A 20,203-nucleotide genomic window follows, 5' to 3' on the forward strand; every position below is an offset into this window, starting at 1 on the left:
TCGGTTTAGCTTAAACACAGAGAACACCGCGACGCGCACAGCGTTTTGGAATTCATCGTATTCTCCGTGTAAATCTCCGTTATCTCCGTGTTTGGAACAACCTTTTTTGCTACATGAGTATTCTGCGCGTCGAAAATCTGACGAAAACCTATGCAAGTGGTGGTCGGGAACTGACCGTTCTGCACGGGGTAACTTTCACCCTGGAACCCGGTGATACCTTTGCGATCGTTGGTCCGTCGGGCAGCGGAAAAACTACGTTGCTGGGCTTATGTGCTGGCCTGGACCGTGCATCGTCGGGTAGTGTTTACCTAAACGATGTGCGCCTGGATACGCTCAGCGAAGACCAGCGAGCCGCTTTGCGCAATCAGCACGTTGGCTTTATTTTTCAGAATTTTCAGTTGTTGCCTACGCTCACCGCCCTGGAAAACGTAATGGTTCCGCTCGAATTGCGGGGCGAAAAAGGGGCTGCGAAAGCAGCTCAGGCGTTGCTGGAGCGCGTTGGGCTCGGGTCGCGTGGACATCACTATCCGACCCAGCTCTCGGGTGGTGAGCAGCAGCGGGTTTCGTTGGCGCGGGCCTTTGCGAACCGCCCTAAATTACTGTTCGCCGACGAACCGACCGGTAATCTGGATGCCGATACCAGCGCCACCGTAGTCAATTTGCTTTTCGAACTGAACCGCGAGGCCGGCACGACCCTGGTACTCGTTACCCACGACCTGGAACTGGCTTCCCGTACGCAACGCATCATCCGCATCAAAGGCGGCACCGTGATCCAGGATACGGGCGTATTATCTGAAAAATAAGTCATTATTAGTCACTGAATCGTCATTAAGTAGTAAAAGCAACTAACGTCGATTTAATGACTAGGAACGACCCCTTACTGACTAAAAATGACTTCGTTCGGTTGGCTTTTTCGAATGGCATGGCGCGACAGTCGCCGGAGCCGGCAGCGGTTGCTGCTGTTCATGTCGGCTATCGTGCTGGGCATTGCCGCCCTGGTAGCGATTAACTCGTTTGGCGATAACCTGGCCCGGAGTATCGATGATCAGGCCCGGGAGCTTCTTGGAGCCGACATGACCCTATCCTGGAGTCGCCCACCTGGCCGCTCTACGCAACAACTGGCAAAGACATTGGGTCGCGATCGGGCTTATGAAGTCTCTTTTGCCTCGCTGGTATCGATACCCAAAACGGGCGATGTGCGCCTGGCACAGGTGAAAGGCTTGCAGGGTAATTTTCCGTATTATGGCACCTGGGAAGTAAATCCGCAGGCGGCTATTCAGACATTCCGACAGGCAACCGAGCGGGTAGCGCTGGTCGATGATGCGCTGCTGGTGCAACTGGGCGCGCAACCGGGCGATTCGGTGCGGGTGGGCAATCAGTCGTTTCTAATTACGGGGCGGGTCGTTAAAACGCCCGGACAGACTGCCGTTGCCGCGACTGTAGCACCGACGGTGTTTATTCCGGCCCGCTTCCTGGCCAATACGGGGCTGTTGCAACGGGGAAGCCGGGTGGCTTACAAATACTATTACCAATTTGCACCCGGTACCGACGTTGAAAAATACGTCAAAAGTATTTCAGCCCGATTAGATAAGGATGGAGTCAGTTATGACACCGTAGCAGGACGCAAACGCCAAACGGGTCGCTCGTTTGCCGATTTGACAAAATACCTCAGTTTGGTCGCTTTTGTGGCGTTGCTGCTGGGCTGTGTGGGGGTTGCGAGCGCAGTACAGCTTTACGTAAAAGAAAAAGTAGCGTCCGTCGCCATTCTGCGAACGCTCGGGGCCAGCGGCCGGCAGGCCTTCCTGATCTACCTGCTCCAGACAACGCTGATGGGCCTCATGGGGGCTTCGGTTGGCGCGCTCCTTGGCTCGGTAGTTCAACTGGTACTGCCGCGGGTATTCGGTAATTTCTTACCCATTACCGTGGAAACTGCCCTGTCAGGGTCGGCTATTTTAGGAGGCATCGGTACGGGTTTGCTGATTTCTATTTTATTCTCGCTGCTGCCGTTGCTGGCTATCCGGAATGTATCACCCCTGCGTACACTTCGGGCCTCCTACGAAGCCGACGTTGCCGGACGAGATCCGCTGCGCTGGCTGGTCTATGGGTTGGTTATCGGGTTCATTGTCGGCTTTGCTTACCTGCAAACGCATAATCTACCGCTGGCTATTGGGTTTACGGCTGGTCTGGCCATCGCATTCGGGATTCTGACGGGTCTGGGTCTGGGTCTGATCTGGCTCGTTCGGCGGTTTTTTCCGGCCTCGTGGAGTTACGTCTGGCGGCAGAGCTTAGCGAATTTATACCGGCCTAATAACCAAACGCTAATCCTGGTTACGTCCATTGGCCTCGGCGCTTTCCTGATTGCCACGCTGTATCTGACGCAGGGCTTGTTGCTGGGACGGGTAGAGCTGTCGGGTAGTGGGAAACAGCCGAATATGGTCCTGTTCGATATTCAGAACGAGCAGATCAAAGGAGTACGGGATCTGGTGAAAACGCAGAAATTACCGGTTTTGCAGGAAGTTCCGGTGGTCACGATGCGTTTGTCGGACATCAACGGAAAGTCGACCGGGGTAAGCCGCCGGGATACCTCGGCCAAAGTGCCGAACTGGGCCTTTACGCGGGAATACCGGGTTACCTACCGCGATTCGCTGATCGCTTCAGAAAAGTTGGTTTCCGGTCAGCGCGCGCATCAGGCTAATGGGGCCGTCTATGTTTCGATGGAGAAAGATTTTTTCGAACGGTTGCACCTGAAGCTGGGAGACACCCTTAATTTCAATGTGCAGGGCGCTCCGGTCCAGACCATTGTCGGTGGCACGCGCGAAGTAGACTGGAACCGGGTACAGACTAATTTTCTGGTGGTGTTTCCGTCGGGAGTGCTGGAGCAGGCTCCCCAGTTTCATGTGCTGATGACGCGGGTGCCCAATACCCAGGTTTCGGCCCAGCTACAGCGCGAATTGGTACGTCGGTTTCCAAACGTTTCGGCCATCGATCTGGGGCTGATTCTAAAAACAATTGATGAAATCCTGGATCAGATTTCGTTTGTCATTCAGTTTATGGCACTGTTCAGTATTCTGACTGGGCTGTTGGTACTAGCCAGTTCGGTAGTGATCAGCAAATACCAGCGCCTGCGCGAAAGCGTGCTGCTCCGGACGCTGGGTGCCAGCCGCAACCAGATTTTTCGGATCACGGCGCTGGAATACGGGCTGCTGGGGCTGCTGGCCGCTTTGTCGGGTATTCTGCTGTCGCTGTTCGGTACCTGGGCGTTGGCGCAGTTTGTCTTCGAGGTTCCTTACCGGCCCAATGCGGTGCCATTGGTGGTGGTTGCGCTCGTCGTTACGGGTTTGACCATCCTGATTGGTTTGTTCAACAGCCGGGAGGTGCTGGTTCGACCGCCGTTGGACGTGCTGCGGGCCGAAGGGTAAACGCCTGCTGCGGGCCACGGTTCGAACCGTGGCCCGCCTTCGTTCAGCGCTGGACCAGTACTTTGTGCGAACTGACGGACCCATCTTTTTGTGTAATGTGTACCACGTACAGGCCGGTCGCCAATTGTTGCACATCGATCGTGTTGGAAGCCAGGCTATCCGAGTCGTACACACACGCCCCCAGTACCGAATAGATTCTGACCTGCTGAACCTCCCCCCGAATCTCCAGGGTCGTACTGACCGGATTGGGGTACAACTGAACGGCCGTGGCGAAGGATTCAATGCCAATGCGCTGAATGGGGCTATAGGAAATAGCGTTGTTGTTATCCGTTACTTTCAGCCGGTAGTAGATCGCTGACGTAATGGATTCGTTGTCTGTAAAGGAGTAATGACAGGCTGTCGAGTCGTTAGTCAGTACGCTGGACGGAGTGAGAGTGTGCCAGGTTAAGCTGTCGGCGCTGGCTTCTACATCGAACGACTGAATAGCTGCGCAGTTGGCGCTCCAGTTCAACCGCACCGACGATGTCGATAGGGCAGCGGCATTGAAGTTGTACACGATTGGTTTGTTGCTGACCAGGGCCTGAAAATAGCCGTCCAGCCACGATACCCGCGATCGGACCCAGCTTTGGATGTAGTCCAGTTCATCCTGACCGTAAGAAAGTGGATCACCTGCCCAGACCATGTTCTCCCGTTCGTAAACCCCGTTATTCATCAGGAAGCTGTGGTTGGTCTGGATGGCGGTCGTCAGGCTGTCGATCGATAGCAGGTTAGCTCGTAACGCAAACCAGCGGGTAGCCAGCTGCATCTTGAAATCATCGGTGCCCAGCAGCCGGTTGAACAGATTATTCGTTAGTACGTCGTCCGTAACGTTCTTGCGGGTGCCATCGTAAAAATAGCCCCACGTGCCATCCAGGTCCCAGGGTGCAATGAAATAAGGGCTCTTTTCGTCGTAGCGAGCCAGGAACAGATTTTTACCCGTATTGTCTTCGGCCCGTAACAGATTCAAAAAGATGAAATAATCCGCAAAATTATCTTCCCTGATTTTGGTAGAAATCTGCTTTCTGAATACACTATCTGGGCTATTGACAGCGAAGTCGGTGAAATTATAAAGGTTTTTCCAGTCAGTCTGATCTGGGTCTGGATAGGTCAGATCCCAGCCGCTCCACAATTCGGTTACCTCCGTAGGTAAAGGGTCCAGACCCGTAAACAGCGTGCCTGCGCCCCACGAATCACCTTTATACAATTCTCCTCCTGTGCCCGCCGTCGATTGTTTTTTTAGCTTCAGCTGTTTCCGGTCCATATCTTCGGTAAACAGGTAAACCCCCTGATAGGCGCCGTTGATTACTACCTCGACGTATCGGGTACGGATGGCCGAATGCGCATCGGGCTCCTTATCTGCGTAATAGAGCTTATGCAATTTCAGCCACAGGTCTTCCGACACTTTATTATTCAGTCGAAGTTTTTCGTTGTACATCGCCAGCAGCAGCCAGCGTTTGTCGCTGCGCAGACCAAAGAGCGACTCGTCCTTGGTAGTGTTGCCGGTACTGTCTGTCCAGAGCTGAACCCGGTATGATTTCTTCGGGAAGGTTCTCGAATAAGATCCTCTGAATTTAACCCCGATATCGGAGTGATAGGTATTGCCGGTCGTGTCGGTTATATCGATCAGGCTGCCAATTTCGTCGTCGTTGATCGCTTTGTTTTTGGTGTCGATGCCGATGATGGGCAGGCGGGTGAAATAAAGCTTGTACGTGGTGTCGTTGCTCGAAACGCTATAGGCCGTGCCTGTCTTTACGGTTGTCGGAGGGGTTGAAAACGTAAACGCCTTTCCTAAATCAATGGTCTTGGTACCCGCTGAGATTGTAGTGGGAAGTTCGTTGCAGATGATCAGCCGAAGGTGTTTGTCGATCTGGTAATGCCCTGGCGCGACGGTAAGCTGGGCGCTAGCGCTGGCCACCATAAAAAGAGCAACCGTAGTGAAGGCAATTCGTTTCGGCAAAGAGTAAAGAGCTGCCATAGCAATAGTACGTTTTGCTTTAAGGATGAAAAGTAGTAGTGTACTCGCCGACTCAGTTGGCTTAAGAGGCTCTCCAACTGAATAGGTTTTGCTGATTCACAAGCAACATGGTTCGCCTGAATGATCAGACGAACCGTTTCTGTTGAATAAATAATGGGTTGCAAACCAGGTATTTAAAGTAGTATTACTCCGCTCTATAACGAAGTGTTGCATTAAATTTTTTTAATACAATCGGCGGAGAGCCATCCAAGAGATTAATAGAGGATTAAAACGATAAAACTAGCTGATATATAGCTGTTTAGTCGGTGTATTTGCCGGTTTTTCGGTCGCTATATGCTAAAGAAATTAGGGGTCGAAAATTTAATTTTATCGGGATGAGTGAATCAGGTGATACCTGTATATAAGTGCCGGCAACATGAAGTTGTATCAAGAGATCATCGGCCGTCCGGATTAAAATCTGTTCGATGTATTCGTATCTTGAAGCCAAAAAACTGCCTACCTTTAGTTTAACCGACGGTGATTATATACGAAGCCAAAGAATGGGTCGGAGCACTCCGGCATTTTCATACTAGTTTTAGTATTCGGGTGCTGCTGCGCCGGGTGGGCTATGTCAGCCTCTACGGTATATTACTTACGCTGGTCGATCAGCACGTTGCCGATATTCACATCCCATTCGATGGAACCTTGTTTTCGCTGCTGGGTATCACGTTGAGTTTACTCCTGGTGTTTCGTACCAACACGGCCTACGACCGATTCTGGGAAGGACGACGGCAGTGGGGCGCGCTGGTAAATTACAGCCGCAATCTGGCGGTGCTGCTGGATGCCCTGCTGCCGGACGACGCTACCACCAACCGAATTTTCTTTGCCCGATGCCTGTCTAATTTCGCTCTGGCGCTAAAGGGGCATCTGCGGGCGGGGGTCGACTTTGCCGAACTGGAAGAGATGGGCGACGACGACGTCCAGCCTCTACATCAGTACGCACACATTCCCAGCCGGATTTCTGCCTTATTTCTGCGTCGGCTTCAGGTATTACGCCAGGACAACCTGGTAAACGATGCCGACCTGATTACCCTCCGGCTTTATCATCAGGCATTGCTCGACATAACGGGCGCCTGCGAACGCATCCGGAAAACCCCGATTCCTTTCTCGTACAGCTTCTTTATCAAGCTTTTCATTACGGTCTACGTCCTGCTGATTCCGTTTGTGCTCGTCCAGACATACGGTTATTTTGCCATTGTCGCCACCGTACTGGCCGCTTATGCCCTGATCGGTATCGAGATGATCGGCGACGAAATTGAAGAGCCTTTTGGGTTGGATTGCAACGACTTACCCTTGAACCAGATCGCCCAGACAATCCGTCGGAATGTACACGAGATTCTGGCCGTGACACCTTCCGCCATCCATTTACCCAAGCCCGAGACCGAGTACGTCAAAGTGAATTAGGGTTGGGCAAAGGGCGATGGGTTTAGGGCAGAGGGTTGTTTCCTGATACTTACTTTATTTTCCTGTCCATTTGAGGACGGCAGCTGTCCATTTACGGACAGCTGCCGTCCTCGTTTCTGTTAAAAATGGCGATTAACGGGCTTGTGAAAGGCTATTTCATTTTTGGCAGCGGATTTGTACGATAAAATAGAGACTAATAGCTGAAAGGTATGCGTCGCACCTATTTAGGCGAATTCGAAGAGATTGTATTGCTGATGGTAGCTATCCTGGACGGACAGGCGTATGGCGTTACGGTGTCGCAGGAAATCGAGCAGCAGACGGGTCGACAGGTCACCTTCGGTACGGTACACAATACGCTGATCCGGCTGGAAGAAAAAGGATTTGTTCGATCCGATCTGGGAGGAGCCACCGCCGAGCGGGGCGGTCGACGCAAGCGGCTATTCACGGTCACGGCCCTGGGTAGCCGGGCGTTGCAGGACATCCAGCATGTGCGTAGTCAGCTCTGGCAATTGCTGCCGCCAAACTCGCTAAAAGTAAGTGGCTTATGAAGGCTCCTGATCCAAATCCGCACGGGCAGACCGATAAACCACCTCGCTGGGCCGAACGGTTGCTGCTCGGGTTACACCCTGCCGAAACGCTGGAAGAAGTCCAGGGTGACCTCGATGAGTTATACGCCTACTGGCACCAGCGGGCGGGTAATTCGCAGGCCACGCTTCGCTACGTCCTGAATGTCGTTTCCGTGCTTCCACCCTTCGTGCGTCGACGCCCGCAAAAAGTCCAGTATCCGCAACCCCCATTATTCCATCCTGCTATGTTTCGTAATTACTTAAAAATCGCCCTTCGTAATCTCTGGAAACGAAAAGGATATGCCGCCATCAATGTGGTTGGCCTTTCGGTGGCCTTTTGTATCTGTGTCTTCCTGTTCCTGACGGCTTATCTGCAGCTGACCTTCGACTCATTTCATCAGGACGGCGACCGAATTTTTAAAGCGTATTTATTCCTGAACGACCCGGAACGACCCATTCGAAACGGGACGATGTCGTTGCCGGTCGTTCCGGCTCTGAAGGCCGATTATCCGGAAATCGAAGCCGCTACGCGCATCGCGTCGGGCCGGAAAAGTCTGGTAGAAGTGAACGGAAAATACGTCGATAAAATGATCAGCCTTACCGATCCGGATTTTCTAAAAATCTTTTCATTTCCACTGATCAAGGGTACTCGGGAAACCGCCCTGCGCGATCTGAGCAGCATCGTCATTAGTCAGAATATGGCCAGCACCCTTTTCGGTACGGAAGATCCGATGGGTAAACCGGTGCAGGTTGGCAGCGATAGCGACAAAAAACGATACATCGTCTCCGGTGTAATAGGCGACGCGCCTTACAACTCGTCCGTTCAGTACGATGCGCTGGTTCGTATTGAAAATGCAGCTGATTACCAGGCCAACAAAGACGTTTGGTACGCCAACTCATTGGCCGTCTTTCTGAAGCTGCCTGCTCAGGTCAATCAGTCTGCGTTTGAAACCCGACTGAAAGCGTTTACCCGCAAATACTACCAGGCTAGTCTGGAGGAGCTTACAAAGAAAGGAGCCCAGGCGGATGCCAGGGGCGACAGGGTGGCTGTTCGGTTGCAGAAACTTTCCAATATCCACTTCGATCGGGATATTGCAGACGGCAAAGGAACCCCGCTCGCGGCTGTGTACGTACTGCTGGGCATCGGTCTTTTTATTCTGCTGATTGCCTGCATTAACTTCATCAACCTCAACATTGCGCAGTCGTTTACCCGCGCTCGTGAGGTGGGGGTTCGTAAGTCGCTGGGTGCGCTTAAAAACCAGCTTTTCGTACAGATCTGGGGCGAGTCCATTTTCATTTGCCTGATTGGGTTTGTGGTTGGCCTACTGCTCACCTACCTGTTGTTTCCTTTGTTCAATGCGACGTTTGCCGCCCGGATCACCTTCGACCATGTGCTCCAGCCGGGCTTTATGGGCCTGATTCTAGCCGTGTTCATGTTGGTTACGCTGGTGGCGGGTGGCTACCCGTCCTGGCGAATGGCCAGGTTCAATGCGGTGGAAGTACTGAAAGGGAAGGTCTCTCTGAAGCGTCCCGGACTGCTGCGTAATTCCCTGATCGTTACGCAATTTGCGATGGCGAGTTTGCTGGCCTGCTGCACCGTCATTGCGCTTCAGCAAGTAAGCTATCTGCGAACAAGACCGCTTGGGTTTACCAAAGAAGAAGTGATCAGTATTCCGGTAGGCAATCAGGCCAACGGTCGGCAGGTGCTGCAGCGGCTGCGCAACAAACTGGCCACAGACCCGACGGTGCTGGCTATAACCGGTACCGACGTAAACCTGGGGCGCGGTAAGGATCATGTCAGCTCGCGTTCGTCGATTGGCTTTACCTTCAAAGGCCGGAAAGTCTCGACCGACTGGTTGCTCATCGATTACGATTATCTCAAAACCTTGGATATCAAACTACTGGCTGGCCGTGAGTTCAACCCGGCTTATGCCGCCGATTCGGTAAACCGGGTGGTTATAACGGAAAGTATGGCTAAAATGCTGGGCGAGGCCAATCCGGTCGGTACGTTCTTTCGCGACGATTCGGATACGACGGGTGCTAAATCCCAGATTATCGGGGTGGTTTCCGATTTTCATTTGTACTCGCTCACCGACCAGATGAAACCTATTACCATGCATCTTTCTCATTCCGATCCGATTCGCTATATTTTTGTGCGCGTCGCTCCGCGAAGCCTGGCTGCTTCGATGGACAAACTGCAACAGGTCTGGAGTGAGGTGGCTCCACAGGCGGAATTCATGGGCTCGTTTCTGGACGAAAACGTAAACGACTGGTATCAGAGCGAAGAAATGCTGTCGAAGTTGTTCAGCCTGGCGTCGGGCATTGCGATTCTGTTGTCCTGCCTGGGGCTATTCGCCATTGCCCTGATGGTGATCGAGCAGCGCACGAAAGAGATCGGTATCCGCAAAGTGATGGGCGCCAGCGTGCCGGGTATCATTGTCGTGCTCTCGCGTGATTTTGTCAAACTGGTACTGATCGCGCTGGTTATTTCAATCCCATTAGCCTGGTTTTCGATGCATACATGGCTGGCTAATTACGCCGAACACATCGAGATAAGCGCGTGGGTCTTTGTATTGGTCAGCGTTGCCGCCCTCCTGATTGCGCTGGCTACGGTCAGTTTTCACAGCATCAAAGCCGCGCTGGTAAACCCGGTAAAAAGCCTGCGGAGTGAGTAGGTGGCATAGGGCGTAGGGGTGAAGGCATAGGGTATATCCGTTAACCAACCTCCACCCTTTCCCCTTCCCTCTATGCCCTCTGCCCAAAAACACCTATATTTGATTTTTGCAAATCAGATGCGGGATGGAAACGACTACACTGGAAGGGTTTTATAAAGAGACGGCCGCCCTGATCCCGGAGGGGATCAACAAGGAGATCGGTCATTTCAACGTATTTAAAATCGACGAGCTACACGCCAGGATCAGCAAGAATCCCCTCGTGATGCCGTACAACCGGCGGGCCTATTACAAGATTAGCCTGATCAGCGGTCGCAACAAGGCCGAATACGCCGACAAGGTGATCGACATCGAGAAAAATGCGCTTTTGTTTGCCACGCCCAAGATTCCGTATCACTGGCTTCCCCAGGACGACAACCAGTTCGGCTACTTCTGCATCTTTACAGCCGATTTCCTGATTCAGAACAAAAGTGGCGTCGTGCTGGATGAGCTACCGATTTTTAAACCAGGTGGTTATCCGGTTTTTCAACTGGCCGACGACGAAGCCGACGACCTGACATACATCTTCCGTAAGATGCACAAGGAGCTATCGTCGGACTATGTCTACAAGTATGATCTGCTCCGTAACTATGTCCTCGAACTGATCCATTACGGACAGAAATTGCAGCCCGCTTCGGTCCTGTATCCTAGCCATACGGCTTCGGCGCGGGTTTCTTCGCTGTTTATCGAGTTGCTGGAACGCCAGTTTCCGATCGAATCTCCGCATCAAAAGCTTTCACTGCGAACGGCTAAAGATTACGCCGACCGACTGTCGGTTCACGTCAACCACCTGAATAAGGTGCTGAAAGAAAATACCGGGAAAACCACGACCGACCTGATCAGCAGCCGCATCGTTCAGGAAGCCAAAATCCTGCTGAAGCAAACCGACTGGACTATTTCCGAAATTGCTTACTCGCTGGGCTTCGAAGAAGTGGCTCATTTCTCTAACTTTTTCAGGAAACAGACGTCCATGGCTCCGGTCACTTTCCGGGTGTAAAGCCTCAGATTTGAATTTTGCAAACTTCGGATTGATGTTTGCAAACAGACCGTGGCCGTTTCGTATCAATTTTGTCTCATCAAATTTTGGACAAAATGATGGAACAGAACAGTAAAATTGCCTTGATAACTGGCGGAAGCCGCGGATTAGGTAAAAACATGGCCCTTAGTCTGGCCAAAAAAGGTATCGACGTCATTCTGACGTACAACCAGGAAAAAGCGGCTGCCGATGCGGTTGTCGATCAGATTCAGCAAATGGGTCGGCAAGCCGCGACCCTACAACTCAACACAGGTGAGGTGAGCGGCTTCGATGCTTTTTTTCAGCAGTTAACCGTGGTGCTGAAGGATACCTTCCACACCGATCATTTCGACTTTTTGATCAATAATGCCGGTATTGGTGTCTATAAGCCCTTTGCTGAAACCAGCGAAGCCGACTTCGATCAACTGATGAATATTCACGTCAAAGGGGTTTACTTTCTGATTCAGAAAGCACTGCCGTTCATCAACGACGGTGGCCGGATCATCAACCTGTCGACGGGACTGGCTCGGTTCAGCTTAGCAGGGTATTCGGCCTATGCATCGATGAAAGGGGCCATCGAAGTGTTGACCCGCTACCTGGCCAAAGAGCTTGGCGCACGGGGTATCGCCGTAAACACGGTAGCGCCGGGAGCCATTGAAACCGACTTCGGGGGTGGTATGACCCGCGACAATGAGCAGGTCAACAAGCACATTGCCAGCCTCACAGCGCTGGGCCGGGTCGGTCTGCCCGACGACATTGGTGGCGTCGTGGCATTCCTGTGTACCGAAGAGGCCCGCTGGATCAATGCGCAGCGGATCGAAGTATCCGGTGGACAAAGCCTGTAGTACCGACCGGGACGGTCGGGTCTGATACCGTTACGTTTCACCCGACGTCCGTACTGCAAATGACCGCTCAGTTGTCACATTAATTTGAAAACCAGATCGAAACCGTTCATCATGAAAATTATAAGTAGCATGCTGCTGTTGATCACCGTCTTTCTGAGCATCCGGCACGGGTGGGCGGGCATCTCGATGAAACCAGCCGAAACGGCTATGTTTGCGGATCTGGGTATCAGCAAACCGGTGGTCTACGTGATGAGTTTCCTGACCCTGGCGGTTGGCGTTATGGTCCTGTTTCCGGCCACGTTTTTTGCGGGCAATCTTATCAATGCAGTCATTATTCTATTGATTATGGCGCTGGCCCTGCAAGCCGGTAATTTTAGAATGGCTCTGACTGAAATTCCGTTTCTGTTGATTCCCCTAGTACTCATTTGCCTCGGTCACCCACTGGGAAAATAGGGGAGGGGAAAGGGGGTAGGGGTAAGGGCAGGGGGCAGAGGGTAATGCAAATACTATTTTTAACCCTTTCCCCCTTACCCCTACCCCCTTTCCCCTCTGCCCTTACCCCAATTTCACCGAGGTCATGGTCAGTGAACCCGCAACGGCGCGGTCGTTGAAGAAGGATACCGCATCGGTGCTGCCTTTGAGACCCAGTGAATACAAGAGCGGCAGGTAATGCTCCGGTGTCGGAATGGCCAGCGCAGCATCCCGACCCAGCAGGTCGTAATGAATCAGCGGTTTGGTGTCGCCATCGCTGATCAGTTGCTTGAAGCGGTCGTTCAGCGCATGCGTCCAGTCGTACCCAAAATCAGGCACATCCATTTTGTCCCAGGCTACCATCCGCAGGTTGTGGACCATGTTGCCGCTGCCGATGATCAGGACTCCTTTCCGACGCAGGGCGTATAATTCGTGGGCCAGATCGTAGTGGTACTGCGGTCCTTTGGTATAATCGATGCTCAGTTGCAGAACCGGAATAGTGGCTTCGGGGTACATGTGCCTGACGATGGTCCAGGTACCGTGATCCAGGCCCCAGTCGTGGTTCAATTCGACATGGGCCGAGTGAAGCAGCGACGCGGTTTCTTTGGCCAGGGCCGGGTTGCCGGGTGCCGGATACTGCACCTCGAACAAGGCCCGCGGGAAGCCACCAAAATCATGAATGGTTTCCGGAAAATCCATGGCCGTAATTTTCGTGCCCCGCGTGAACCAGTGCGCCGAAATGACCAGCACCGCCGTGGGCGTTGGAATTTCCTGTGCCATCTGCTTCCAGCGACGACTGAATTCATTGTCCTCAATCCCGTTCATGGGCGATCCGTGACCGACGAACAGCACGGGCATCAGCGGGCCCTGCTCGGTCAGGTCGTTGGTAAATCGTTTGAAATCTGCTAAGCTATTCATTGTAATTGCGCCTGTTAACAGAGTATTTATAAATTGCTTCCGCTTCATAACCAGCTTATTGTATCTGAGTCAGTCGGCAGTTTGGTTCGTTGCTGACCAATCTTCGATAATGACGGGCGCCCATCCTGCCGCCTGAACCAGCGCCGAAACCGTCGTGAGGGCTCCGGCATCTGCGCCGATCAGTAAGGCGTCGGCCGGTTTTTCATCAGCGGCTGACTGGCTGGCGCTAACCACCGTAACTACTTTGGAATTGGGTAGACACTGCTGTAGTTCTTCGCTGACAATCGTCGATATGAAACCCGAATCAGCCGCTGTTGGACCGACGGATGCCCAGGTAAGGCTAACAACGATTTTACAGGTTGCCACCTCTCGTATTCGGTCGATCAGTTGTTTTCGGGCTGGTTCTGAAACGGCCAGCACAATGATATCGGCCTCCCACGAAGCATTCACCTGGCAGTCGATCGCTTCCAGATCAGCCAGCGGATTGGTGCCTGAAAGCTGAGCGGCCAGTGCCTGTGCCCGTTGTATATCCTGATCGAACAGAAGAAGCCGGTACGGTTGACTCGTCAGACGAATGGCCAGGTCTGAACCCGCCGGGCTCATGCCAAGGATAGCGAGGGTTGGCTTCATAGGATGGTTTTGTTTGCCGAATGATTGCGTCGACAGGGCAAAATTACCACCACCAGGGAGGGAGAAACGATGGCTTAAGCCAAGAAAAAACCTTGTACTAGTACAACGGTATCACAGTACGCCAGCCCGTCCGCAATACCTATTTGCGGCCGCGAATCCGGCTCAGAAAGGCGGGGGTAATGCCCAGGTAGGAAGCGATCATGTGCTGGGGAACACGCTGCACAATGTCCGGGTAACGCGCCACGAATTCATCGTACTTTTCTTCTGCCGACTGGCTCAGCGTAGTCACAATCCGGCGGTGGGTAGCTATGTAATTGTTTTGGAGCGTAATCCGAAAAAAGCGTTCCATTTTCGGGATGCTGGAAAGCATCCGCTCCATGTTGGTCTGTTCCAGCAGGAGCAGTTCGGCGTCTTCCAGCGCATCGATGTTGTATTCAGATGGTTCACCCGTCAGGTAGCTATACATATCGCTGATCCACCAGCCTTCCGGCGCAAATTGTACGATATGCTCTGCCCCCTTCGTATCGACCGTGTATGAACGCAGCATGCCTTTATCGACGAAAATAACGTATTTACAGACGTCGCCCTCCTGCAGGATGTACTGTTTCCGACGGAGTTTTTTGGGGATAAACATCGTCTTCAACAGCCCAAACTCCTCCTCCGTGAGCGTAACCAGTCGGGAAATATGATGCTGAAGTCGGTCGTACATGGTGTTGGTTAGTTTTTCCGACAGGATGGACAGGATTTAGGTTGGTAGATGAATCCTGTCCATCCTGTCAGAAAACAGAGTTATTTCTGTCGGGCGGCCCAGGCGTCCATTTTCCGTTCCAGTACGTCCAGCGGCATGCAGCCATCTTTCAGGAACTCATCGTGGAAAGCTGCCAGACTAAATTTAGAACCGAGTTCTTTTTCGTATTTCGAGCGCAGTTCCCGGATTTTCAACGCACCGATTTTGTACGACAGGGCCTGCCCCGGAACGGCCATATACCGTTCGATTTCGGCCGTAGCACCCTGCTCAGAAATGGGTTCGTTTTCCATCATGTACTTGATGGCGGCTTCGCGGGTCATGTGCTGGGTATGGATACCCGTATCGACCACCAGCCGAATGGCCCGGTGCATCTCGTCGCCCAGCGCACCCATGTACTGATACGGGTCGGTGTATAAGCCCAGCTCTTTCCCGAGCGATTCGCAGTATAGAGCCCAGCCTTCTCCATAAGCTCCATACCAGGCAAAACGCCGGAATTTGGGCAGGCTGGTGTTTTCCTGCTGCAGCGACACCTGATAATGGTGACCCGGAATGGCTTCGTGCAGAAACAGCGATTCCATACCCGATGTAATGTTGAATTGGGTAGCGTCGGGAATGGGCACGTAGAAAATCCCCGGCCGGCTCCCATCGGCCGAGGCCTGATTGTACTCTGCACTGGCCGAGGCCTCACGGAATTTTTCGGTCTGCCGAATCTCAAATTTAGCCTTTGGGGTATTCGTAAAATAAGTCTTCAGGTGCGGTTCGATCTTCGCCAGAATGCCATGGAACGCATTCAGCACATCCTTCGGCTGTTTATATGGATAAAACGTTTTATCCGTTTTGAGGTGGTCGAAAAACGCGCTCAGACTTCCTTTAAAACCTACCTGCGCTTTCACCTTCTCCATTTCACCCCGAATCCGGGCCACTTCCTTCAGGCCGATCTGATGGATGGCTTCAGGCGTGTCGTTGGTCGTGGTCCATGTTTTGACCAGGTATTTGTACAGATCGGCTCCCTGCGGAATGGCATCGATGCCCGAGGTCGTGCGGGCTTTAGGCAGGTATTCGTCTTTCAGAAACGCTCCCAGTTTCCGGTACGTCGGTACAATCTGTTCGGTAATGGCTTTCCGATAGGCGGTTGTCAGCCGCTCTTTGTCGGCCGCACTGAACGAGGCCGGGAGCTTTTTGATTGGCCCGTAAAAGAGGCTTTTCGTTGGGTCGCTCACGACCAGGTCCGTCATCTGGGGAATCATTTTTACCACCAGGCTTTTGGGCAGAACGCGACCGGTGGTCATGCCCCGCCGAAAGGCGACGATGGCGGTGTCGCCCCAGACGGTAAACGCCGTAACCCGCTTCAGCCAGTTGTCATAATCCTTGACTGTTTTGAACGGCTGAGCGCCTTCGCCACTCCCAAACTGACCAAAGCCCAGGGTATTGCCCGTGAACTGATTGAACGGCATTTCTTCCTGATGAAACGGATACTGCTCGAGCTGAAGCTCCATTTCGCGCTTTAGGATATCGTACGAGATCTTGTCTTCTTCGGAGAGTTTCTCCCGGTCAAAGGCGTTCAGTTTTTCCAGCGTACTGGTGTAGAATGACTTCGTCTGAGCCAGAAACGCCTGCGAAATGTCGTTCGGAAACTGGTCGTTATAGCGGTTATCGCCCTGCAGGGTTGCCTCAGCCGGAAACAGCTTCAAGCGTTGTTCGTAATAATCATCCAGTACGCTGGCAAAGTCAGCAGATGACGTCTTCTGTTCCTCTTTGTTCGATTGACAATTGATGAGTGTGGCCATAATCAGGGCAACCAGCAGGCTTTTTTTCATGGGTAGTTAGGCGTTGTGAATAAGTAATGTAAACGATTCTTTTTTCTTCTATCCGCTATGCGTGCCACGGTTGTAAGACGCGCTATCAGAAACCGTGGTACGCGTAGCGATTAGTCGCAAAAACAGTGAACTAATGAACCTGCCGGGCTTCGACGGCCAGCAGATAAACCGACATCGATTCGCCTACCGTAGCAATCCAGTCGTCATAATCGGCAATGGCCTGGAGCCGCTGGTCTTCGGTAAGATAGCCAGCCTGTACTAACTGAGGGCCCCGCAACTCGGCGACTTCGGCCCACAGGCGACTACGGACCGGGAAGTCCGGGTCGGTCCGTACCGATACTTCGTGCTGCGCTTCGCTCAGGACGTTGGCAAAACCAATCTGTTGCATCAGCACGCTCAGGTGGTTGGCGATGGCGTTGTCGAAGCCCGCATCCTGCCGCCATTGCAGAAAAGCGTTATAAAATAACCGCATGGCCGCGGGCGGTTCGGGGGTCCAGGAAAGTTTCTCGTGGTTGAAATCGAGGATGGCCAGATAGCCGCCGGGCTTTACAAACCGCTTCATGTTGGCCAGTGCCTCCTGGGGGCGGGCCAGCCATTGCAGGGTTCGGGCGCAGGTCACCAGGTCGAAGCGCTCGGTCGTATCGAACGTATACACATCCGCCTGCGCGAAGGAAAGGCTGGCCAGATGACCCGCGTTCTGCCGCGCCTGTTCGATCAGACCTTCGTTCGGATCGATGCCCAGCACCCGACCGGTGGGTCCTGTCTTTTCGGCAATGCTCCGGGTAATGGCTCCTGAGCCACAGCCCACGTCGAGTACGTGGAGGCCCGGTTGCAGGTATTTCAACAGATTTCGGTTATCCTTCTCAACGGTTCGTCGTTCCAGAACCGGATTATGAGCGGCAGGCATCGTAGCTCGTTCAGAAGCTATTGGAGTAGACATCGGCAGATGGGTTATGGCTATGCAAGTACGGATTTATTCAGACAGATTCAGCGCTAACTTCCCCGGAATTTCCGAAATCCGAAGAGCCGTCTGGCTGAATATTTTAACGGCTCCATAGCAGTATGTACGTCGTGCATCGGCCTTTCTTTCAAGGATTTCATCGGTAGACCGCTGATGACCATCCCGATCTCAACTATAAACCGGCATTTGCCATCCGAACCCTCTACGTGCATGCATACGTTCAATATTAACCGCCGTCATTTTCTTAAAGGGTCTTCTGCTGCCCTGGCGCTTTCGACCTTTGGCGAGCGAGGCTTAGACCTGATCAATCCGACCAAAACCATGCGCGTTGGGTTGATCGGTACGGGCTGGTACGGCAAAAGTGATTTGCTTCGCCTGATTCAGGTGGCACCCGTGGAGGTAGTAGCCCTCTGCGACGTCGATAAAAACATGCTCGACGCTGCGGCCAAGCTCGTCAGTCAGCGGCAGAAATCCGGTAAAACGCCCAAGTTATACGGCGATTATCAGAAGATGCTCAAGGAGAACGAAATGGATATTGTGCTGATCGGCACCCCCGATCACTGGCATGCACTCCAGATGATCGACGCGGTAAAAGCGGGCTCGCACGTGTACGTGCAGAAGCCAATCAGCGTCGACGTAATGGAAGGGGAAGCGATGGTGGCGGCTGCCCGGAAATACAACAAGGTGGTGCAGGTTGGTACGCAGCGGAAAAGCACGCCCCACCTGATTACGGCCAAGAAAGAAATCGTTGATGCGGGTCTGCTGGGCAAGGTGTCGCACGTGGAAATGTGCTGTTACCTGCACATGCGGGCCAATGGCAATCCGCCGGTTCAGGCCGTGCCCGATTTTCTGGATTACAACATGTGGACCGGTCCGGCCCCGCTCCGGCAGTACGATGGGCTGCCGCACGTGCGCTGGTGGCGTACGTTTATGGAGTACGGCAACGGCATTACGGGCGATATGTGTATCCACATGTTCGACACCGTGCGCTGGATGCTCAAACTTGGCTGGCCCAAGCGCATTAGCTCCGAAGGCGGAATTTACGTGCAAAAGGAAGGTAAGTCTAATATCTCCGATACACAGTCGGCTGTGTTCGAATACGATGGCCTGAACTGCGTCTGGCAGCACCGCACCTGGGGAACGCCCAACAATCCGGATTATCCGTGGTCGTTTACGCTCTACGGGGAAAAAGGAACGTTGTGGGCCAGTACGATGCAGTGCGATTTCATTCCGGATGATAAGGAAGGCAAGAAGATTCACCTGGACGTGGTCTACGAAAAAGAAAAATACCCCGAAGACCTGACCGAACCGACTAACCCGAAAATTGAGCTAAACGCAGCACCGGCCACCCGGTTGCACATGCTTAATTTCCTGGATGCCATCGACAAAAACAGTCGCCCCGTGGCCGACATCGAAGAAGGACACATTTCAACCGCGAGCTGCATCATGGCGAACTTATCCATGAAGACGGGCCGCCCTGTGGTATATGATCCTAAAAAGCGGGAAATCGTGGGCGACCGGGAAATGACCAAGATGCTGGCGCGCGACTACCGCGATCCCTACAAACATCCGGACCCAAACAAAGTATAGCTATTTGACTCATTGACCTACCCCTAAAGCCGTCTGCACTACCAGACGGCTTTAGGGGTAACTTGTGTTAAGGAAGGTATCTTTTCAACCGAATCTGTGTATGCACCGGCTGTTTTTTCTTCTGTTCATGCCTTTCATCATCGGTGCAACGACTGCGTTGAACGAGATTGGTTCGCACGACCGTAAAATAACGCTATCGGCGCAGGCGCAGCCCGATACAGCCTGGAAGCTGGTCTGGGCTGACGAGTTTAACACCGACGGCGCACCGGACCCGAAAAACTGGCAATTCGAGCGGGGGTTCGTTCGCAACCACGAAGATCAGTGGTACCAGCCCGACAATGCCCGTTGCGAAAAAGGCCTGCTGGTCATCGAAGGGCGTCGGGAGCACCGCGCCAATCCGAATTATCAGCCCAACAGTACCGACTGGAAAACCAACCGGGCGTTTATCGAATACACAGCTGCCAGCCTGCACACGCGGGGAGTACACAGCTGGCAGTATGGTCGTTTTGAGATGCGCGGGCGTATCGACATCCGTCCGGGTCTATGGCCTGCCTTCTGGACCTTGGGTGTATCGGGTAAATGGCCTGCCAACGGTGAAGTCGATATCATGGAATATTACCGGGATATGCTGCTGGCGAATGTAGCCTGGGCGACCGCACGACGCTATAAAGCAGAATGGCGCAGCACCAAAAAGCCGATGAACACGTTCAGTGACGCCGACTGGGCAAAGAAATTTCACGTCTGGCGGATGGACTGGGACGAAAGTGCCATTCGGCTATACGTCGACAATCAGCTGTTGAATGAAGTGCTGCTGAGCGAGACCATCAATCAGGATGGGACCGGCCGCAATCCGTTTCGTCAGCCCCACTATTTGCTGCTGAATCTGGCTATCGGTGGCGACAATGGGGGCGATCCGTCCGCAACCACTTTCCCGAGTCGGTTCGAGGTCGATTACGTACGGGTCTATCAGAAGTAGTTGTAGGTGTACATTGGATACCCATTGATGATTGCCTTCTTGTCAAGAGATTACAAGTTTTTTGTCATCCCGACGCAGG

The 20,203-nt window shown here is 53.0% G+C and carries 16 protein-coding genes; 10 read left to right on the plus strand and 6 right to left on the minus strand.

What is annotated here, in order from left to right:
* Positions 1-113: 113 nt before the first annotated feature.
* Both ACYVC2_RS14430 and ACYVC2_RS14435 read left to right on the plus strand, forming a co-directional pair.
* Positions 114-803 (plus strand): ABC transporter ATP-binding protein, encoded by a 690-nt coding sequence (locus ACYVC2_RS14430; protein ID WP_461103153.1) that lies wholly within the window; start codon positions 114-116, stop codon positions 801-803.
* Positions 804-917: 114 nt separating this feature from the next.
* Entirely contained in the window at positions 918-3,419 is a 2,502-nt protein-coding gene (locus ACYVC2_RS14435) for an ABC transporter permease (protein ID WP_461103154.1), read from the plus strand.
* A gap of 43 nt (positions 3,420-3,462) precedes the next feature.
* Here ACYVC2_RS14435 and ACYVC2_RS14440 read toward each other — a convergent pair whose 3' ends face one another.
* Positions 3,463-5,433, minus strand: coding sequence for a CotH kinase family protein (locus ACYVC2_RS14440; RefSeq protein ID WP_461103155.1), 1,971 nt, complete (start codon positions 5,431-5,433; stop codon positions 3,463-3,465).
* A 516-nt stretch (positions 5,434-5,949) separates the two neighbouring features.
* On the opposite strand from ACYVC2_RS14440, the gene ACYVC2_RS14445 reads away from it, so the two are divergent.
* The 6 genes from ACYVC2_RS14445 (at position 5,950) to ACYVC2_RS14470 (ending at position 12,466) form a co-directional block, all read left to right on the plus strand.
* Positions 5,950-6,876, plus strand: coding sequence for a bestrophin family protein (locus tag ACYVC2_RS14445; RefSeq protein WP_461103156.1), 927 nt, complete (start codon positions 5,950-5,952; stop codon positions 6,874-6,876).
* Between the two features lie 209 nt (positions 6,877-7,085).
* Positions 7,086-7,424 carry a PadR family transcriptional regulator gene (locus ACYVC2_RS14450; RefSeq protein WP_461103157.1) on the plus strand — a complete coding sequence of 113 codons (339 nt, stop codon included), beginning with the start codon at positions 7,086-7,088 and terminating at the stop codon, positions 7,422-7,424.
* Complete coding sequence (locus ACYVC2_RS14455; protein WP_461103158.1) at positions 7,421-10,117, plus strand: ABC transporter permease; 2,697 nt, start codon at positions 7,421-7,423, stop codon at positions 10,115-10,117. Before ACYVC2_RS14450 ends, ACYVC2_RS14455 begins: the two co-directional genes overlap by 4 nt.
* A gap of 124 nt (positions 10,118-10,241) precedes the next feature.
* Positions 10,242-11,150 carry a helix-turn-helix domain-containing protein gene (locus tag ACYVC2_RS14460; RefSeq protein ID WP_461103159.1) on the plus strand — a complete coding sequence of 303 codons (909 nt, stop codon included), beginning with the start codon at positions 10,242-10,244 and terminating at the stop codon, positions 11,148-11,150.
* A gap of 98 nt (positions 11,151-11,248) precedes the next feature.
* On the plus strand, positions 11,249-12,013 hold the full coding sequence (locus tag ACYVC2_RS14465; RefSeq protein ID WP_461107137.1) for an SDR family oxidoreductase: 765 nt from the start codon (positions 11,249-11,251) through the stop codon (positions 12,011-12,013).
* 111 nt (positions 12,014-12,124) lie between these two features.
* On the plus strand, positions 12,125-12,466 hold the full coding sequence (locus tag ACYVC2_RS14470; RefSeq protein WP_461103160.1) for a hypothetical protein: 342 nt from the start codon (positions 12,125-12,127) through the stop codon (positions 12,464-12,466).
* 102 nt (positions 12,467-12,568) lie between these two features.
* Here ACYVC2_RS14470 and ygiD read toward each other — a convergent pair whose 3' ends face one another.
* The 5 genes from ygiD to ACYVC2_RS14495 all read right to left on the minus strand — a co-directional run bounded on the left by ygiD (position 12,569) and on the right by ACYVC2_RS14495 (position 17,537).
* On the minus strand, positions 12,569-13,402 hold the full coding sequence (ygiD, locus tag ACYVC2_RS14475; protein ID WP_461103161.1) for a 4,5-DOPA-extradiol-dioxygenase: 834 nt from the start codon (positions 13,400-13,402) through the stop codon (positions 12,569-12,571).
* A gap of 69 nt (positions 13,403-13,471) precedes the next feature.
* Positions 13,472-14,032 carry an NAD(P)-binding domain-containing protein gene (locus ACYVC2_RS14480; RefSeq protein ID WP_461103162.1) on the minus strand — a complete coding sequence of 187 codons (561 nt, stop codon included), beginning with the start codon at positions 14,030-14,032 and terminating at the stop codon, positions 13,472-13,474.
* Positions 14,033-14,171: 139 nt separating this feature from the next.
* Positions 14,172-14,741, minus strand: a complete 570-nt coding sequence (locus tag ACYVC2_RS14485; RefSeq protein ID WP_461103163.1) for a Crp/Fnr family transcriptional regulator — start codon at positions 14,739-14,741, stop codon at positions 14,172-14,174.
* Positions 14,742-14,821: 80 nt separating this feature from the next.
* Entirely contained in the window at positions 14,822-16,597 is a 1,776-nt protein-coding gene (locus ACYVC2_RS14490) for a DUF885 domain-containing protein (protein ID WP_461103164.1), read from the minus strand.
* Between the two features lie 130 nt (positions 16,598-16,727).
* Positions 16,728-17,537: a methyltransferase domain-containing protein gene (locus tag ACYVC2_RS14495; RefSeq protein WP_461103165.1), complete on the minus strand. Its 810-nt coding sequence runs from the start codon at positions 17,535-17,537 to the stop codon at positions 16,728-16,730.
* A gap of 231 nt (positions 17,538-17,768) precedes the next feature.
* Here ACYVC2_RS14495 and ACYVC2_RS14500 point away from each other — a divergent pair, with 231 nt between their 5' ends.
* Together ACYVC2_RS14500 and ACYVC2_RS14505 are read left to right on the plus strand one after the other, a co-directional pair.
* Positions 17,769-19,148 (plus strand): Gfo/Idh/MocA family oxidoreductase, encoded by a 1,380-nt coding sequence (locus ACYVC2_RS14500; RefSeq protein ID WP_461103166.1) that lies wholly within the window; start codon positions 17,769-17,771, stop codon positions 19,146-19,148.
* A 100-nt stretch (positions 19,149-19,248) separates the two neighbouring features.
* Entirely contained in the window at positions 19,249-20,124 is an 876-nt protein-coding gene (locus tag ACYVC2_RS14505) for a glycoside hydrolase family 16 protein (RefSeq protein WP_461103167.1), read from the plus strand.
* Positions 20,125-20,203: the final 79 nt, after the last annotated feature.

This window comes from Spirosoma koreense (genome assembly GCF_054777875.1).

Bases quoted from the DNA above. Each gene is read 5' to 3' on its own strand.
- ACYVC2_RS14430 (WP_461103153.1), top strand. From the start codon at position 114: ATGAGTATTCTGCGCGTCGAAAATCTGACGAAAACCTATGCAAGTGGT.
- ACYVC2_RS14495 (WP_461103165.1), bottom strand. From the start codon at position 17,537: ATGTCTACTCCAATAGCTTCTGAACGAGCTACGATGCCTGCCGCTCAT.
- ACYVC2_RS14485 (WP_461103163.1), bottom strand. From the start codon at position 14,741: ATGTACGACCGACTTCAGCATCATATTTCCCGACTGGTTACGCTCACG.
- ACYVC2_RS14455 (WP_461103158.1), top strand. From the start codon at position 7,421: ATGAAGGCTCCTGATCCAAATCCGCACGGGCAGACCGATAAACCACCT.
- ACYVC2_RS14450 (WP_461103157.1), top strand. From the start codon at position 7,086: ATGCGTCGCACCTATTTAGGCGAATTCGAAGAGATTGTATTGCTGATG.
- ACYVC2_RS14500 (WP_461103166.1), top strand. From the start codon at position 17,769: ATGCATACGTTCAATATTAACCGCCGTCATTTTCTTAAAGGGTCTTCT.
- ACYVC2_RS14505 (WP_461103167.1), top strand. From the start codon at position 19,249: ATGCACCGGCTGTTTTTTCTTCTGTTCATGCCTTTCATCATCGGTGCA.
- ACYVC2_RS14465 (WP_461107137.1), top strand. From the start codon at position 11,249: ATGGAACAGAACAGTAAAATTGCCTTGATAACTGGCGGAAGCCGCGGA.
- ACYVC2_RS14440 (WP_461103155.1), bottom strand. From the start codon at position 5,433: ATGGCAGCTCTTTACTCTTTGCCGAAACGAATTGCCTTCACTACGGTT.
- ACYVC2_RS14435 (WP_461103154.1), top strand. From the start codon at position 918: ATGGCATGGCGCGACAGTCGCCGGAGCCGGCAGCGGTTGCTGCTGTTC.
- ACYVC2_RS14480 (WP_461103162.1), bottom strand. From the start codon at position 14,032: ATGAAGCCAACCCTCGCTATCCTTGGCATGAGCCCGGCGGGTTCAGAC.
- ACYVC2_RS14490 (WP_461103164.1), bottom strand. From the start codon at position 16,597: ATGAAAAAAAGCCTGCTGGTTGCCCTGATTATGGCCACACTCATCAAT.
- ygiD (WP_461103161.1), bottom strand. From the start codon at position 13,402: ATGAATAGCTTAGCAGATTTCAAACGATTTACCAACGACCTGACCGAG.
- ACYVC2_RS14470 (WP_461103160.1), top strand. From the start codon at position 12,125: ATGAAAATTATAAGTAGCATGCTGCTGTTGATCACCGTCTTTCTGAGC.
- ACYVC2_RS14460 (WP_461103159.1), top strand. From the start codon at position 10,242: ATGGAAACGACTACACTGGAAGGGTTTTATAAAGAGACGGCCGCCCTG.